This is a genomic window from Streptomyces sp. NPDC026673, assembly GCF_040638135.1.
In the GTDB taxonomy this organism is placed as follows: domain Bacteria; phylum Actinomycetota; class Actinomycetes; order Streptomycetales; family Streptomycetaceae; genus Actinacidiphila.
The window spans coordinates 1-15,907 of sequence record NZ_JBEZXR010000122.1 but is presented as its reverse complement, the minus strand read 5'-3'; the positions used below and the strand labels follow the sequence as shown (position 1 = coordinate 15,907).

The window sequence follows — 15,907 nt, the reverse complement described above, 5'->3', positions numbered from 1 at the left end:
GCCACGCAGTACACGGCCCAGGCCCAGGACGCCTCGATCCGCGCCTTCCGCGACGACGCGGTCGCCGCCATCGGCAGCCTCAACCTCGTCGACGTGCGCTCGCCCGACGAGTTCTCCGGCAAGCTGCTCGCCCCGGCGCACCTGCCGCAGGAGCAGTCGCAGCGCCCCGGCCACATCCCGACCGCCCGCAACATCCCGTGGTCGAAGTCGGCCAACGACGACGGCACCTTCAAGTCGGACGACGAGCTCAAGGAGCTGTACGAGGGCGAGGGCGTGGACCTGTCCAAGGACACCATCGCCTACTGCCGCATCGGCGAGCGCTCCGCCCACACCTGGTTCGTGCTGCACGAGCTGCTCGGCCAGCCCAACGTCAAGAACTACGACGGTTCCTGGACCGAGTACGGCTCCCTCGTCGGCGTGCCGATCGAGCTCGGCGCCGCGAAGTAAGCCCCGAGACCCCGACCCGGAGGAAAGAACACCATGTGCGGAGCGAAGGCCGGCGGCCCTGACCTGGCCGGCGTCGACACGGCGACCGAGACGATCATCCAGGGTTCCGTGACCCGCGACGGCGAGCCCGTGGCCGGCTACGTCCGGCTGCTGGACGGCGGCGGCGAGTTCACCGCCGAGGTGCCGACCTCGGCGACCGGCCAGTTCCGCTTCTTCGCGGCCCCGGGCTCGTGGACGCTGCGCGCCCTGGTGCCGGGCGCGACCGTGGACCGTGCCGTCGTGGCCCGGCAGGGCAATCTCACGGAGGTCGCCATCGCCGTCTGATCCGACGGCGGCAAGGCAACGAGGAAGGGCCGTATCTCCCCCGGGCCACCGAGTGGGAGTGCGGCCCTTCGGGACGTACGGTGGAAGGGTGTCCACGAGGCGTCGTCGTCGCTGGTATTACGCCATGATGGGCAGTTGTGTGCTGCTCTTCGTCCTGGCGTGGAGTCTCGTACGCCTGTGGTCGGTGCCGGTGGCCGTCGGCATGTGCGTCGTCGCCATGGTCATCCCGCCGATCGCCGCGATCGTGGCCAACCGCAGGGGCCCGGACGACCGCTGGTGGGACGAGACCGGCGATCCGACCTCCGACGAGTGGTGGCGGGAACTGGACCGCCGCGACGACCACCGCGACCAGCACTGACGCCCCGGGCACGCCCCGGCGGGGGCGGGCACGGCCCGGTAGACCGGCCGGCCGGAGCGGACCGCCTCAGTAGACGAGCGCCTGCGCGCCGTCGGCCATCGCCTCGCTGACGAAGACCTGCGCACCGGCGATCCGGATCCCGTCCAGCACGTCCTTCTCCGTGATGTCCCGGCGCGCCGCGCACTGCGTGCACAGCGTGATGCGCCCGCCCGCCAGGATCCCCTCGATCAGCTCCGGCAGCGGCGCGGCGTGCGGCAGCTCGAACTCCGCGGCGCGTCCCGGCAGCGCGAACCACGAGGACTCACCGGTCAGCCAGAGCGACACCTCGACGCCGCTGGCGACCGCCACCGCCGCCACCGTGAACGCCTGCGAGCAGCGTTCGGGCGCGTCCGCACCTGCGGTCACCTTGATCACGAGTTTCTTGGCCATGGTCCATACCCTAAGGTGGCCCCTCTCACAGGAAAAACAGTGGGAGCGTTTTCCCACGCTCGACATAATGCGTTCGCCGCGTCGCGCGATCCGCGCGCCGACGCCGCATTTCTGCCCGGGGGGGCTTGTGCAAGCGCGTACCGATTCGCGTAATGGTGCCCTGATCGCCATGGTCGTCGGACTTGTTGTGCTCGCGACATTGACTGCGGGGGCCGTCGTGGCGTTCGGCTCGTCGTCCTCGTCATCGTCCGTGTCGGCGTCCGCGTCGCCGTCCTCCCCGGCGGCGCCGGGTGGTGCCGGCGCGACGGCCTCGCCCTCGCCGACCGCGTCCCCGAGCCGGAGCGCGACGGCGTCCCCCTCGCCCGCGAGCACCGTCAAGGGCTCCGTCCGCGACGGGAGGCACAGCGGCGACCTGCGCTACTTCCTGCTGAGCCCGCCCAAGGACGCGGAGATCTACGGGGACGAGGACGGCACCGACCTCTCCCGCTCCGAGGTCGCGGACTCCGCCGACGTGAAGCGGGCCCTGGCCACCTACGGCTTCAAGGCCGCGGCCTACCGCACCTACCTGACCGGCGACGGCGAGTACGAGGTCACCGTGCGCCTCGTCCGCTTCGCGAGCCCCGGCTCCGCCGCCGCCTACTACAACGCCTTCTACTACCAGGGCACCCGGATCGCGCTCCCGTCCTCGGGGCGTCCCGCCAAGGCCTACCGCCTGTCGTCCTCCTCCGCCGAGAGCACCGGCTCGGTGATCACGGTGTCCCACCAGGGCGACGTGCACATCAGCATCTCCGTCACCGGGGCGAAGACCCCGCGCACGGGCATGCTCACCCGGCTCCTCGACCAGCAGTACCGGCGCCTGAAGAGCGGTCGCTGAGCCGCGGACCGAACACCCGGGCCGGCCGCCGCGCCGCGGCCGCACACACCCACGACCATCTCAGTGGAGAAACCTTTGTCCCAGGACACCCCCGTCCCGGAACAGGATGCCCCTGTTCCGGACGGGCCTCCCGTCCGCCCGCCGCGACGACGCGGCCGGACCACCCTGCTGATCGCCTGCGCGGCGGTCCTCGGCGTCCTCGCGGGCGCCGGCACCGGTTACCAGATCCAGTACGACCGCCCCGAGACCCCGCTCCCCCCGCTCGTCCAGGCGAAGCTCCCGCAGCCCAAGGGCGCCGCCCCCGCGGCGAAGCCGCTCACGGCCGCCGAGGACTCGCTGGTCAAGTACGAGGGGGACCTGCGGAAGCTGCTGCTGAAGCGGCCGAAGGGCGCCAAGGAACTCGACGGCACGTACGGCCACGACCACTGGCTCTCGCTGTACGGGTACGCGGACAGCTTCGACAAGCCGGACCACATGTTCGGCGAGCTGAACGGCAACGACTTCCGGAGGGCCGCCTTCTCCATGTGGCGGACGGGCGGTTACGCCACGACCACCACCACCGAGGTCCGCCTGGTCCAGTTCCGCGACGAGACGGAGACCTACACCGACGACATGCTCGACGGGCAGCAGGGCTACATGGCCGGGAAGAAGTTCGCGGGCAACACCGGGTCGGCCATCCCCGGCTCGTTCGACGGAAGGGTGTGGGTCTACTCCAAGCCCTGGACGAAGGCGGGCTACCTGCCCCTGCACACGGCGCGCGCCCTGGCCCGGAGGGGCACCGTCATGATGGACATCTGGGTGTATTCCGAACGGCCGATCAAGAAGTCCACCATCATGTCCCTGGCCGAGCGGCAGTGGGAGCGGCTGTGAGCGACGAGAACACCCCTGTCCCCGCGGAGCCGCAGTCCGAGGCTCAGCCGGCACCGCTCGCCGGGCTCGAGCACCCGGACGGGGCCTCCGCGCCGGAGACCGTCCCCGCGGCCCGCCGCGGCCGCCGTGGCCTCGCGCTCGGCATCGCCGCCGCACTGATCGCCGTCGTCGCGGGCGGCGGCATCGGCTTCGCCGTGCTCCAGCACCAGAAGGACGACGGCAAGCAGGCGAGCGGGGAGACCTGGAAGGCTCCCGAGCCGAAGAAGAGCGGCGAGTACGGCGCCCAGTCCGGCGGCAGCCACTACGGCACGCTCGGCAAGCTGCTGCTGCCCGTGCCCGAGGAGTACCTGCCGGGCCCGGACGTGGGCGAGTACGGCAACGACGCGGAGTTCGCCGGCAAGGAGGCCGTGGCCGTCGTCGAGGGCGATCTCGCCGGGCTGCCGAAGAAGCAGCGGGACCGGCTGCACAAGGCCGTGGCGGGGCTGCACATCCAGGGCGTCGGCCTGCGGACGTACCGAGAGACGACGGGCGAGGCCGTCTTCGAGACGCAGATCGTCCAGATGAAGAACAAGCGCGCGGCGCGCGCCGGAACCGAATTCTTCACCGAGTTCACCAAGGCGCTCGGAGTCTTCAGGAACGGGCCGAAGATCGAGGGCCACGCCAAGGCGCGCTGCGTCCTGCCGCCCAAGAAGCCCGGCGCGAAGCTCGACACCATGATCTGCCAGGCGACCGAGGGCGACCTCACCATCCGCATGTCCGTCTCGGGCGCCTCGCCACTGAAGAAGGACGACGCCGCGGAACTGTTCAAGCAGCAGCTCGACCGCGTACAGGACCCGGGAGAGGCCGCATGACCGAGCAGACCCAGCGCGACGACGTGAAGATCCCGACGCAGGCCGCCGCCCCGGCGGAGGAGACCCTCGCGGGCGCCGCCGAGACCGTCGTCGCCGAGGCCGCGACGGAGCCCGCGCCTGCGGCGGATGCCGGGACCGCCTCCGGCGAGGCCGTTGCGGAAGCCGTGGTGGAGCCGGCGTCTGTGGACGCCGCCTCCGAGGTGGACGTTCCTGCGGAGCCCGCGCCTGCGGCGGACGCCGGGACCGCCTCTGACGAGGCCGTGGCGGAAGCCGTGGAGGGCCCCGTGCCTGCGGCGGATGCCGGGACCGCTTCCGGCGAGGTCGTGGCGGAAGCCGTGGTGGAGCCGGTGTCTGTGGACGCCGCCTCCGAGGTGGACGCTCCTGCGGAGCCCGCGCCTGCGGCGGACGCCGGGACCGCTTCCGACGAGGCCGCCGCAGCACGCCCGAAGAAGCGGCTGCGGGACCGCAGGGGGCTGCGTGCCGCCGTGCGATGGACCGCCGCCGTCGTGGCGTTCGCGGCCCTCGGCGGGGCCACGGCGTACGCCGTGACGCAGCCCGAGCGGACCGAGATCCCGGGTCTGCGGACCCCGGACGACGGCCGGTGGACCTACCCCGCCCTGAAGCTGCCCAAGCTGCCGGCCGGGGCGCCCCGGCCGCTGGACGGCGACCACAACCGGCCCCGCCGGCACTACGCGGACGTCCGCGGCCTGCTGCTGCCGGCTCCCGCCGGGGCCAAGGTCGACAAGACCTTCCCGGGCGCCACCGGGTGGCTGCCGACCCGCGACTTCCTCGAGGTCTACAAGGAGGACGACCGCAAGGAGCTGACCGGGACGCTCGAGCAGAACACCCTCCGGCACATCGCCGCCCGTGCCTGGACCATGGCCGACGGCACCCGCGCCGAGGTCTACCTGCTGCAGTTCGAGACCTGGGGCTATTCGAGCGACGTCAAGGACAAGCTCGTCGTCGACGGCAAGCTCGCGAAGGCCGAGGCGGCCGACTACGACACGGACTGGGATTCGACGTCGCTCCGCGACCCCGAGCTGCACCTCTCCATCTACGGCGAGGAGAAGCCGCGCGGTGCCGAGCACGTCCGCTTTGGTTACATCCAGGCCGGCGACGTCCTGGCCCTGGTCGTGTTCTCCAAGGCCGGCACCCAGCCGGCCGTCCCGTTCCACCAGGCCGTGCTGCTGCAGGCGCAACTGCTCGGCTGACCGGGGGAGCGCCGGGACGCGAGGGACGGGCGCGGCGCGTGGGGCGGACCTCACGCAGCCGCGCCCGCACCCGCCCACTAGACTCGTATCCGGCCCACCGGGCCGCCGACCGTCCGCGCCTGCCCGAGGAGCACGCTCGTGAGCGCCATTGAGTTCTTCTTCGACGCCCTGCTTGTCCTGGTCTGCCTTGGCGTCCTCGCGTTCTCCGTTCTGGCGGTGAAGAAGCTCTACCAGGGACAGCGCTGAACATGATTGAAATCCCCTCCGACCTGCATCCGGACCTCGTGCCGCTCGCCTTTCTCCTGGGCACTTGGGAGGGCGCGGGCGTCTTCGACTTCCCCGGCGCCGAGAAGTGCAACTTCGGCCAGGAAGTGGTCTTCAGCCACGACGGACGGCCATTCCTGGAGTTCACCTCCAAGACCTGGGTGCTGGACGCCGAGGGCAAGCCGGTGAAGCCGCTCGAGAGCGAGGCGGGCTTCTGGCGGATCGACAAGGACCGCAAGGTCGAGATCACCATGACCCGCGACGACGGCGTCATCGAGATCTGGTACGGCGAGCTCGCCGAGGGCAAGCCCCAGATCGACCTGGCCACCGACGCCGTGGCCCGGCTGGCCGACGCGCCCGCCTACAGCGGCGGCAAGCGGCTGTACGGCTACGTCAAGAGCGACCTGATGTGGGTGGGCGAGAAGTCCACGCCCGAGGTGTCGCTGCGCCCCTACATGTCGGCGCACCTGAAGAAGGTCGTCAACCCCAGCGAGTGGGCGAAGGACCTCAAGGACCTCCCGGACGACGGCATCGCCTTCTTCCGCTGAGCCGTCCGGGGCGTCCGGGCCGCCAGGGCCGCTCCGACCGCCGAGCCGGCCTCGACGGCTCCCGCGGCCCCGCGGCTCCGACAGACCCCGAGGGGGATCACGGCTCCGTGATCCCCCTCTCCTTGCCTAGACTGTCCTCGTGGTCACCACGGACTGGAAGAGCGACCTCAGGCAGCGCGGCTACCGGCTGACGCCGCAGCGCCAGCTTGTCCTGGAGGCTGTCGACGCCCTGGAGCACGCGACCCCGGACGACATCCTCACCGAGGTGCGCAGAACCGCCTCGGGCGTCAACATCTCCACCGTCTACCGGACGCTGGAGCTCCTCGAGGAGCTGGGCCTGGTCAGCCATGCCCACCTCGGGCACGGCGCCCCCACGTACCATCTCGCCGACCGGCACCACCACATGCACCTGGTGTGCCGGGACTGCGAGTCGGTGATCGAGGCCGACGTGTCCGTCGCCGAGCCCCTGACCGCGCGGCTGCGCGAGACCTACGGTTTCGAGACCGACATGAAGCACTTCGCGATCTTCGGCCGGTGCGCGGACTGCGCGGGCAAGCCCCGAACGCCTGAGGGTTCAAGTAACCGGACGTAGGCTGGTGGGCATGCAGCGACAAACAACGACCAGTCCCCTGCTGTCGCTCCCCGGCGCCGTTCCCGCGGAAGGCCCCGACGAGGGAGTCGCCGGGCACTACGGAGACCTCTTCCGCGAGCAACGCGCCCTGGCGGACGGCACCGGTTTCGTCGACCTGTCCCACCGGGGCGTCGTCGCCGTCACCGGCCAGGACCGCCTCGCCTGGCTCCACCTGCTGCTCACCCAGCACGTCAGCGACCTCCCGCCCGGCCGGGCCACCGAGGCGCTGATCCTCTCCGCCCACGGCCACATCGAGCACGCCCTCTACCTCGTCGACGACGGCACGACCACCTGGATGCACGTCGAACCCGGCACCCAGGGCGAGCTCATCGCGTACCTGGAGAGCATGAAGTTCTTCTACCAGGTCGACGCCTCGGACGTGACCGGAGACCGCGCCGTCGTGCACCTCCCGGCGGGCAGCATCGCCGCCGTCCCCGAGGACTGGCCGGTGCGCGAGGTCCCGTACGGCCGCGACGTGTTCGTGCCGCGGGGAGAGCTCGAGGACTTCGCCCGGCAGCTGGGCACCCCCGTCGGCGCGCTGGCCCTGGAGGCGCTGCGGATCGAGGCGCACCGCCCGCGGCTCGGCCTGGAGACCGACCACCGCACCATCCCGCACGAGCTCGGCTGGCTGGACACCGCCGTCCACCTCAACAAGGGCTGCTACCGCGGTCAGGAGACCGTCGCCCGGGTGCACAACCTCGGCCGTCCGCCGCGCCGCCTGGTCTTCCTCCACCTCGACGGCAGCGAGGTCACCCTGCCCGGCCACGGCGCGCCCGTACGGCTCGCCGCCGACGGACCGGACGGCCGTCCGGTCGGCACCGTCACCTCCTCCGCCCGGCACTGGGAACTGGGCCCGATCGCCCTCGCGGTGATCAAGCGCAACACGCCCGTGGACGCCGCCCTGCTGGCGGGCGGGACGGCGGCGAGCCAGGAGACCGTGGTCGAGCCGTAGGCGTCCTACATCTCCAGCACGACCGTGAACGGGCCGTCGTTCGTGAGCGAGACCTTCATCTCCGCTCCGAAGCGGCCCGTTTCCACGTGCGCGCCCAGCGACCGCAGTTGCGCGACCACCTCGTCCACCAGCGGCTCGGCGACGGGCCCGGGCGCCGCCGCGTTCCAGGTGGGGCGGCGCCCCTTGCGGGCGTCACCGTAGAGGGTGAACTGGGAGATCACGAGCAGCGGCGCGGCGATGTCCGAGCAGGACTTCTCGTCGGGCAGGATGCGCAGGCTCCACAGCTTCCGCGCCAACTGCGCCGCCTTCTCCTTGGTGTCGTCGTGCGTCACCCCCACCAGCACGCACAGGCCGGGACCGGCGATCCGCCCGACCGTCTCGCCGTCCACCACGACACTCGCTTCGCTCACCCGCTGGGCCACCGCACGCATGCCGCCATTGTCCCGGGCCCGCGGGGGCGCGCGGCACCCGGGCCGTACGCCCGCTTGGACTCACGCACAACTGTCCGGAGCCGCCGTTCGGGTGCAGGTGCCTGCGCGACGCAGCTACTCGGTGGCACGATCGAGATCTGCCCGACGTGGGGGACGAGGGGACGGACAGCGATGAAGCACAGCATCACGACCGGGACGGCGGAAGGCGATCGCATGCTCAAGGCACCGGGCCCGCGCTCCCCGCTCGCCGGCGGCACCCCCGAGCCCGACCTCGTCGGCCTCAGCCTCGAAGGGCTGCGCACCGCGCGCCGCGAGGCCCAGTTGGAGGAGGCCGACCTCTCCTACCTGCGGCGGCTCCTCCAGGGGCGGATCGACATCCTCCGCGCCGAACTCGCCCGGCGCACCGCCCCGGACGCCCCCGTGCTCGACCGGCTCTCGGAGATCCTCACCGACACCCCGTCGCGGCACCGTTCCTCCGCCCGCCATGTCACCCTGCGCACGCCGCACAGCGAGCGCTACCGGCAACTCGCCGAGGAGATGCTCGCCGAGGTCGAGCTCTCCGACCTGGAGGCCCGCACCGACCAGGAACTGCACGACGCTATGGGCCGGCTCGTCCGCCACGAGCAGCAGGTCTCGCGCCGCAGGCAGACCCTGCAGCGGACGGTCGACGGCTGCAGCACCGAGATCGCCCGCCGCTACCGGGAGGGCGAGGCGCGGGTGGACGACCTGCTGTCCGGGGACTGAACCGGGTCAGCGGGCGGGGCGCGGAGAACCCGCGAACGGGTCGCGTAAAAGAGGATGCGGTCACACCGGACCCCCGCATACCGTGCGGAACATGAGCCTTGAGGTCCGTACGATCGGCGAGTCCGACTTCCCCGGCTGGCTTCGCGCCGTCAACACCGGATTCCACCGGCCGCCCACGGTGACGGAGGAGGAGGTCGCCCTCCGCCGCTCGCAGACCGATCTGGACCGTACCCAGGGCGCGTTCGACGGCAGCCGCTGCGTCGCCACGTTCCGCAGCATGCCGCGGGAGCTGACCGTGCCGGGAGGCGCCGTCCTTCCCGCGTCCGCGATCACCAACGTCACGGTCACCGCGACCCACCGGCGCCGCGGACTCGCCTCCCGCATGATGGCCGCGGAACTCGACGCCTCCGTGGGCCGCGGCGAGCCCGTCGCGATCCTCGTCGCCGCCGAGTACCCGATCTACGGCCGCTACGGCTTCGGCCCCGCCGCCGGGTTCACCGAGTGGGAGGTCGACACCGCCCGCGCCGGGCGCCCCCAGGGAGCGCCGTCCGACAGCGGCCGCATCGACCTGGCGGACCAGGCCGAGGTCCTCAAGCTCGGCCCGCAGCTCCACGACCGGGTGCGGCTGCGCACACCGGGGGCGATCAACCGCACCGAACGCTTCTGGGAGTACTCCACCGGGAAGGTGACCATTCCCTCCCACCCGTGGAAGGAGCCGCTCTCGGTCTTCTACCGGGACGCCTCGGGACGCGTGGACGGCCTGGCCTCCTACATCGTCGAGGACGGCTGGCACGGCATGTTCCCGAAGGTCCCGCTAACCGTCCAGGAGTTGATCGCCGCCACCCCGGAGGCGGAACGCGCCCTGTGGCGCTACCTGCTGTCCGTCGACTGGGTCGCCACGATCCGCACCGGCTTCCGCGCCCAGGACGACGTCCTGCCGCTGCTGCTCGCCGACCCGCGCGCGGCCCACGTCCACTCCACCTCGGACTTCATGTGGCTGCGGCTGCTGGACGTGCCCCGAGCGCTGGCGGCCCGTACGTACGCCGCCCCGGGCGCCGTCGTCCTCGACGTCGCCGACCCGTACGGCCATGCCGCCGGCCGCTTCCGCCTTGAAGCCGCCGCCGACGGCACCGCCACCGCCGAGGCGGCCCCCTCCGCCGCCCCGGACGTCACCCTCTCCGCCGCCGCCCTCGCCTCCCTCTACCTCGGCGACGAGTCCGCGGCCCGCCTGACGGTCACCGGCGGTGCCACGGAATCCCGCCCGGGCGGTGCGGCCCGCCTCGACGCGCTGTTCCGTACGGCGCGCAAGCCGTGGGCGATCGACACGTTCTGACCGACCCCGGTCAGTGATGGCCGTAGGACACGAGGACCAGGAGCACCAGGACCCCGCCCACACACAGGGCGTAGCCCGACCGTGCCTTGGCCCCGACCCCCACCAGCAGTACGCCCAGCCCCATCAACGGGCCGTACTGCCAGGCCAGATACTGCTCCAGCAGTGCCGCCAACACATGGCTCCACAGCATGACCCACCCCTCTCCAAGGAGGCTGACCAAAGGGCGCGGGCCCGCTGCCGACCTGGCCCTACTGGGCCAGGAGCAGCGCGATCACCGCGAGTCCGACGCACGTGAACGTCGTGTTCCGGGCCTTGCGGCCCACCGTGAACATTCCGACGGCGAAGGCGCCGGCCGCGCCGTACCGCCACTGGACGAGCTGCTCGAACGCGAAGGCGCACAGAGCGAGAGCAGGCATAGCGATTCACTCCTTCGAGGCGCGCGGGATCGATCCCTCCGCGCGTAGAGCGCGGAGGGGGCAGATTTGACCCGTGGGTCGGCATGAGGCAGAAGCGGAAGCGTGGTGCAGATGCGTGCGTGCGTGCGTGCGATGCGACATGGCGCTGCACTGTCACCCGCGGCCATCCCCGGCGCGTCGTCGGGACGGAGAGGCCACGGCCCCCGATGGGGTCAACTGACCTAAGTTGACTGCTACCTAGGCCAGTTGACTGTGTTCATGTCTATGTTGTCCCCGTTGACTACAGATCCATAAACTCGACGCAGTCAACTCCACTTGCCTGACCTGAAGATGTAGGCTTCTTCTGTGACCAGTGGGCGATCAGCCGGCGGCGCCAGGCGCGAGTGGGAGCGCGTGGCCGATTCGCTGCGTGACCGGATCGAGGCCGGCGAGATCCCCGTCGACAGCCAACTCCCCACCCAGGCTGAGCTGGTGGAACAGTTCGACGTCGCCCGCGCCACGGTCCAGAGGGCGCTCAAGGAGCTCCAGGACGAGGGTTACGTAGCGTCAATCCAGGGCAAGGGCGTCTTCGCCCGAAACTGGCGCAACCCGACACGGGCACATGCCAACGGCGCGGCAGTGCATCCGGTTTCGGCCACGGTCAAGCTGGCAGACGCTGTCGCGGAGGCCTTCGAGGCCGAGCACATCACGATCGATGCCTACTGCCTCACCAGTGAGTCCCTCAACGCGGCGCTTGTGGAGCCGGTCGGCCGCGTCCTGCGCGCTGAACTACGCCCGTCCTCCATTACCGTCAGGCTGTTGCTACCCAGCTCCGACGTGCTGTTGGCCTTCCCGCGGAATACCGAGGACCCAAGCGACCCCCGGCCGCGTGACCGCCTTGCCCGGCTGATCGATCTTCAGACTCAGGTGCTGCGCAATCTTCTGTTCGACCTGTCGGTGCGACGCCTTGTCGAGTCCGTGGTGATCGAGATCAGAACGGTTCCCGTCACTCCCACGACGAAGGTCTATGCGCTGAACCGAGCCAAGGGCATGACCGGCTACTACAAGGTGGTCGATCAGCCGGTGGAGCTGGATGACGGCACGAGGGTGAGCATCTACGACGTGCTCGGCGTGGGGGCGAAGCTGTATGCCCAGAGTGCTGAACAATTCGCCGAATGTCAGGAATGGTTCGATTCGCTTTGGGAGACGATCGCGGAATCCGCCTGATGTCCGGAGTCGGCCGTAGCGTGCTGCTGGACTTCGACGGGCCGATCTGCCGCGTCTTCGCCCGCCACCCCGCGCCGGCCGTCGCGAAGGTTCTGAAGCGGTGCATGCGCGCTTACGCGCCGCTCCCTCCTGAGCTGGACGCTTGCATCGATCCCCACGCGCTCTTGTCGGCTGTGGCGAGCAACCCTGCGGCTTACGCGCCCGGCTTGGACAAGGAGTTGCACGACCTCCTCACCCAGGAGGAAGTGATCGCAGTGGCATCGGCTGTGATCACAGAGGGGCTGGAGGCGGCTGTTAAGTCCTGGCGGGAGCAGGGAATCCGACTGGGTGTGGTGACCAACAACGCCGAGGAGTGCGCCCGGGCCTTCCTCCGGCACGCGGATCTGCTGGATGCGTTCGACGGACCGATCGTCGGCCGCCCCGCCGACGCGCGCCTGATGAAGCCAAGTGGCCACATGCTCCGGTTGGCACTGGCCGAACTCGCGATGCGGCCGGAGCGTTGTCTCTTCGTCGGGGACTCCTGGCGCGATGCCCAGGCGGCACGGAGCGTCGGCATGCGGTTCGTCGGTTATGCGCGCAACGAGCAGAAGTGGGACGAACTGGCGGCGGCGGGTGCGACCACACTGATCTCTCACATGGCGGCCATGGAAGGCATGGTGTGGTGAGGGTCTCTGCTCGAATGTGGGCGCAGTCTGGCGCAAGGCGGGGCGCGGAATCACACTCACTGGGTGACCTCTGATGGCGAGCCACTGATGGGCAGTGGGATTCAGGCTCGTCACGATGCTTTGACCGGCGTCGTGGGCGTCCTCTTCGACTTCGATGGACCGTTGTGCCATCTCTTCGCCACGACCACTGCGAAGTACGTGGCCAATGAACTCCGGGCATTCATTAATCGTGAGGGACTCCCACCCGTCACTTCCGTTCCCCCGGAGAAGCGCGACAGTCCGCTGGACATTCTCAAGGGGGCGGTGACGGAGTGGGGCGACACGGAGGCCGTGAAGCAACTGGAACTCCATCTGACCGAGTGGGAACATTCGGCTGTCGTGGGGGCAAAGGAAACCGACGGCGCTGCGCAATTGGTGGAGGCGCTGTGGAGTGTGGGCATCCCCATGGCGATCACGACCAACAATTCCGTCACGGCGGTGCGACGTCACCTCGACAACTGCGGGATGATGTATGCGTTCGAGGGCAGCATTCACGGACGGCTCATGGGGAAGGGCGGCCCGCTGAGGCTCAAGCCCGACCCCGACTGCATAGAGCGGGCTCTGGAAGGAATCGGCCCCGTCGATCGGGACAGAATTCTGATGATAGGAGATTCGCCCGATGACGTGGCGGCGGCGGAAAGTGCCGCTGTAAGGTTCCTGGGGTTCCAGAACCCCGACGGCAACACTGGACTGCAGGATGCGTATCCGGGCCTGCCCCTGATCCACCGCCTGGGTGACCTCGTCAGGGGGCTCGCGTGAGGGAGGGCGACGGGACGTTCCGGTTCCGGTTCGGGGGAGCGACCGATGGGCTGTTCGTCAGGCGAGACGTGACAGATTACCTCTCTTGGGTCAAATGGGAGCGAACCACTTTCCGACGATGTGTCGGCATAAATATGCGGAGTCGCGTACGCCTTCACGTGCGAAATGAATAAACATTGCGGCGAGAGTCTGCTTTGGGCTCGGGGCCGACCGAGTGTTTCCCTTGCTGCCGGCATAAGCCGATAGCATCAAAGGCCCTTGCGCCGAGTTCGAAGCCACTAGCATCAGTGCCTTCGAACCTAGGTCAGGGAAGCCGGTGTCTTCGACAGGCCATCACAAGGCTGCACGGTGGGGGGATCTCGTGGTGGGCCCCTTTGAGGGGCATCACCGCGTGTCATATGCCGTGCGCACGTCGCACGATTCCGGATGCGGGAGCCAGGGCTCCTGGGTCAAGGTGTGTGTCCCGCAGCCAGGGGTTTTCCGGTATGACCGGCGATGTTTCGCCTCCGAGGAAGGATTGCTGAAATTCCTGGCAGGTCGTGTCCCTAGGATTCCTTCCGTGATCGACCCCGATCCGGAGGGTCCTGTTCACAGTTTTATCCAAGGGCGCACCCTGGGTCGGGTATCGGGGGAGCGAGGCCGGGTCGACATCCGATTTGTTGATCAAATCATGGATGTCTTCGAGTCTCTCACTCGCATCGACGCCCGCGAAATTTCCGTCGAGCGGGCCTGTGGTCATGGGCGTCGAACGCATCGATGGGGGGATTCCCAGTCCTTCTACCGTGGACTTCTGGAGTTCATTCGCACGTCCGGATACGAAACCGAAGTCACTCCGTTCCGTGCTCTGCTCGCCGACTTCGGTGTTTCGATGAAACTGCTCAAGGATCTCGAGAGACGTTCCCGTGGGCTGACCGATCGACCCTTCAGTCTTCTTCACGGTGACCTGCACCGCGAGAATATGATCGTCGATGCCGACAATAATCTCTGGACCATCGACTGGGAGCTCGCCCGAATCGGCGACCCGCTTTACGAGCTGGCCACCCATCTGTATCTCATGCGCTATCCAGAGGATCAGGAACGGGTGGTGGTGGATCATTGGAAGATCCGTGTGGCGGCTGCCCACGCGGGGGCGGCCGACGGTGCGGACGCCGATCTTCCGCACTACCTCGCCTTCAAGCGCGTGCAGTCGGCCCACACGGATCTGATGCGCGCCGGTCGCCGGCTCGCCCTCCTGGCGGACGACAGCCCGGAGTTGATTCGGACGGCGTCAGTTGCTGCCGACGTGATCGTCGGCGTGTTGAAGGCGGTAGAGGGGGAAGGCCTGCCTCTGGAGAAGTCGGCGCCGTCCGTGGGTGAGGCCCAGGACGCGCTGCTGTCGTGGCGCAGGGACTTCGGGGCCGGAGTCGTGTCCCGGCACGACGCCATGGCGGGCGCCTCTTGTCATGAACGAACAGCGGCGCGGTGCCAAGGCGTGCAGGAAACAGACCTCGTCGGTGAGTCGGTTGCCGTCGGCGGCGAGGCGGCGCCCCAAACTGCACCGGCGAGTTAGGCGCAGCTCGTACTCTTCGACGCTGGTCACCCTCGAGCCATCGCGTGGAACGTCGCGAGGGCTCGCCCGGCCGCTGTGGGAATGGGGCCAGGGCTTGGCGGGCTGCCACTTGGCCATCGGCAACCATTGGGCTTGATTCGCTTCGACGGACATCTGAGATCAGGGGTTGAGTCCCCGGAAGGATGTCCACCATGGAGAGCATGGGGAAGAAGAAGCCACGTCCTCGCCGCTCGTTCACGCCGGAGTTCAAGGCCGAGATCGTCGAGCTGTGCCGACGCGGGGACCGCTCGGTCGGACAGGTCGCCAAGGACTTCGATCTGACCGAGACCGCGGTGCGGGACTGGGTCAAGCAGGCCGAGGTCGACGCGGGTGAACGGGACGGCCTGACCAGCAGTGAACGTGAGGAACTGACCGCGCTGCGCCGGGAGAATCGGCGGCTGCGCGAAGACGTGGAGGTCCTCAAGCGGGCCACGGCTTTCTTCGCCAAGGAGACCCGGTGACGGTGCACCCGTTCATCGAGGCGGAGAAACAGGCAGGTCACAGCGTCAAGCGAGCGTGTGAGCTGCTGCAGGTCTCCCGAGCCGCCTTCTATGCCAGACGCGCCGGCATTCCGGGCCCACGGGCGGTGCGGGACGCGGAGCTGATCGAGCAGATCACCCAGGTCCACACGCGATCACGCGGAACCTACGGAGCCCCGCGCGTGCATGCCGTGCTCCAACGGCAAGGCTCCGGCTGCGGCCGTCGCCGCGTCGCCCGGCTCATGCGGGCCGCCGGACTGCAGGGCCGTCACCGCAGAAGGCGACACCTGACCACGATCCCCGATCCCCAGGCCGCCTGCCGGCCCGATCTCATTGTTCGGGACTTCCAGCCCGACCCCACCGGACTCGACACGCGCTGGTGCGGCGACATCACCTAATGGGCAGCGGTGGGAGCCGGAGAAGTCTTGACATCACCCAAGCCGTGAGCTCTTAAAGGTAGAGCGGCTCGATGGTTCCTACTCCGCTGG

General features: G+C 69.4%; 21 protein-coding genes and 1 pseudogene. 18 read left to right on the top strand and 4 right to left on the bottom strand.

The window, feature by feature from the left end; genetic code table 11:
* The 3 genes from AB0F62_RS40540 to AB0F62_RS40530 all read left to right on the top strand — a co-directional run.
* Positions 1–447, top strand: a 447-nt coding sequence (locus AB0F62_RS40540; protein ID WP_361811204.1) for a rhodanese-like domain-containing protein, incomplete at its 5' end; no start/stop codon positions are given.
* 33 nt (positions 448–480) lie between these two features.
* Positions 481–771: a DUF1416 domain-containing protein gene (locus AB0F62_RS40535; protein WP_361811202.1), complete on the top strand. Its 291-nt coding sequence runs from the start codon at positions 481–483 to the stop codon at positions 769–771.
* Between the two features lie 88 nt (positions 772–859).
* Complete coding sequence (locus tag AB0F62_RS40530) at positions 860–1,129, top strand: DUF3099 domain-containing protein (RefSeq protein ID WP_361811200.1); 270 nt, start codon at positions 860–862, stop codon at positions 1,127–1,129.
* Between the two features lie 66 nt (positions 1,130–1,195).
* Here the strand turns inward: AB0F62_RS40530 and AB0F62_RS40525 are convergent, their stop codons facing one another.
* On the bottom strand, positions 1,196–1,558 hold the full coding sequence (locus tag AB0F62_RS40525) for a DsrE family protein (RefSeq protein WP_361811198.1): 363 nt from the start codon (positions 1,556–1,558) through the stop codon (positions 1,196–1,198).
* Between the two features lie 169 nt (positions 1,559–1,727).
* Here AB0F62_RS40525 and AB0F62_RS40520 point away from each other — a divergent pair, with 169 nt between their 5' ends.
* The 7 genes from AB0F62_RS40520 to AB0F62_RS40490 all read left to right on the top strand — a co-directional run bounded on the left by AB0F62_RS40520 (position 1,728) and on the right by AB0F62_RS40490 (position 7,759).
* A complete protein-coding gene (locus AB0F62_RS40520; protein WP_361811196.1) occupies positions 1,728–2,432 on the top strand; it encodes a hypothetical protein in 705 nt (234 codons plus the stop codon).
* Positions 2,433–2,507: 75 nt separating this feature from the next.
* Positions 2,508–3,302: a hypothetical protein gene (locus AB0F62_RS40515; protein WP_361811194.1), complete on the top strand. Its 795-nt coding sequence runs from the start codon at positions 2,508–2,510 to the stop codon at positions 3,300–3,302.
* The gene (locus tag AB0F62_RS40510) at positions 3,299–4,153 is read left to right on the top strand and encodes a hypothetical protein (RefSeq protein WP_361811192.1); all 855 of its coding nucleotides are present in this window, start codon (positions 3,299–3,301) and stop codon (positions 4,151–4,153) included. Before AB0F62_RS40515 ends, AB0F62_RS40510 begins: the two co-directional genes overlap by 4 nt.
* Positions 4,150–5,364 carry a hypothetical protein gene (locus AB0F62_RS40505; RefSeq protein WP_361811190.1) on the top strand — a complete coding sequence of 405 codons (1,215 nt, stop codon included), beginning with the start codon at positions 4,150–4,152 and terminating at the stop codon, positions 5,362–5,364. Before AB0F62_RS40510 ends, AB0F62_RS40505 begins: the two co-directional genes overlap by 4 nt.
* Before the next feature lie 248 nt (positions 5,365–5,612).
* Complete coding sequence (locus tag AB0F62_RS40500) at positions 5,613–6,176, top strand: FABP family protein (protein ID WP_361811188.1); 564 nt, start codon at positions 5,613–5,615, stop codon at positions 6,174–6,176.
* A gap of 139 nt (positions 6,177–6,315) precedes the next feature.
* Positions 6,316–6,768, top strand: a complete 453-nt coding sequence (locus tag AB0F62_RS40495) for a Fur family transcriptional regulator (protein WP_361811186.1) — start codon at positions 6,316–6,318, stop codon at positions 6,766–6,768.
* A 10-nt stretch (positions 6,769–6,778) separates the two neighbouring features.
* Positions 6,779–7,759, top strand: coding sequence for a folate-binding protein (locus AB0F62_RS40490; RefSeq protein ID WP_361811184.1), 981 nt, complete (start codon positions 6,779–6,781; stop codon positions 7,757–7,759).
* Positions 7,760–7,764: 5 nt separating this feature from the next.
* On the opposite strand, the gene dtd is transcribed toward AB0F62_RS40490, so the two are convergent.
* Entirely contained in the window at positions 7,765–8,190 is a 426-nt protein-coding gene (dtd, locus tag AB0F62_RS40485) for a D-aminoacyl-tRNA deacylase (RefSeq protein ID WP_361811182.1), read from the bottom strand.
* Between the two features lie 213 nt (positions 8,191–8,403).
* On the opposite strand from dtd, the gene AB0F62_RS40480 reads away from it, so the two are divergent.
* A complete protein-coding gene (locus AB0F62_RS40480; protein ID WP_361811206.1) occupies positions 8,404–8,934 on the top strand; it encodes an ABC transporter substrate-binding protein in 531 nt (176 codons plus the stop codon).
* 91 nt (positions 8,935–9,025) lie between these two features.
* On the top strand, positions 9,026–10,267 hold the full coding sequence (locus AB0F62_RS40475) for a GNAT family N-acetyltransferase (RefSeq protein WP_361811180.1): 1,242 nt from the start codon (positions 9,026–9,028) through the stop codon (positions 10,265–10,267).
* A 10-nt stretch (positions 10,268–10,277) separates the two neighbouring features.
* Here the strand turns inward: AB0F62_RS40475 and AB0F62_RS40470 are convergent, their stop codons facing one another.
* Positions 10,278–10,457 (bottom strand): hypothetical protein, encoded by a 180-nt coding sequence (locus tag AB0F62_RS40470; RefSeq protein WP_361811178.1) that lies wholly within the window; start codon positions 10,455–10,457, stop codon positions 10,278–10,280.
* Between the two features lie 58 nt (positions 10,458–10,515).
* Entirely contained in the window at positions 10,516–10,683 is a 168-nt protein-coding gene (locus AB0F62_RS40465; RefSeq protein WP_361811176.1) for a hypothetical protein, read from the bottom strand.
* 345 nt (positions 10,684–11,028) lie between these two features.
* On the opposite strand from AB0F62_RS40465, the gene AB0F62_RS40460 reads away from it, so the two are divergent.
* The 6 genes and pseudogenes from AB0F62_RS40460 to AB0F62_RS40435 all read left to right on the top strand — a co-directional run bounded on the left by AB0F62_RS40460 (position 11,029) and on the right by AB0F62_RS40435 (position 15,817).
* Positions 11,029–11,889: a winged helix-turn-helix domain-containing protein gene (locus AB0F62_RS40460; protein WP_361811174.1), complete on the top strand. Its 861-nt coding sequence runs from the start codon at positions 11,029–11,031 to the stop codon at positions 11,887–11,889.
* 20 nt (positions 11,890–11,909) lie between these two features.
* A complete protein-coding gene (locus tag AB0F62_RS40455; protein WP_361811172.1) occupies positions 11,910–12,554 on the top strand; it encodes an HAD-IIIA family hydrolase in 645 nt (214 codons plus the stop codon).
* A gap of 63 nt (positions 12,555–12,617) precedes the next feature.
* A complete protein-coding gene (locus tag AB0F62_RS40450) occupies positions 12,618–13,352 on the top strand; it encodes an HAD family hydrolase (RefSeq protein WP_361811170.1) in 735 nt (244 codons plus the stop codon).
* A gap of 316 nt (positions 13,353–13,668) precedes the next feature.
* Positions 13,669–14,901: a phosphotransferase gene (locus AB0F62_RS40445; protein WP_361811168.1), complete on the top strand. Its 1,233-nt coding sequence runs from the start codon at positions 13,669–13,671 to the stop codon at positions 14,899–14,901.
* A 182-nt stretch (positions 14,902–15,083) separates the two neighbouring features.
* Positions 15,084–15,380, top strand: a pseudogene (locus tag AB0F62_RS40440) (transposase); the annotation flags it as partial.
* A 17-nt stretch (positions 15,381–15,397) separates the two neighbouring features.
* On the top strand, positions 15,398–15,817 hold the full coding sequence (locus AB0F62_RS40435) for an IS3 family transposase (RefSeq protein WP_361811166.1): 420 nt from the start codon (positions 15,398–15,400) through the stop codon (positions 15,815–15,817).
* Positions 15,818–15,907 lie beyond the last annotated feature (90 nt).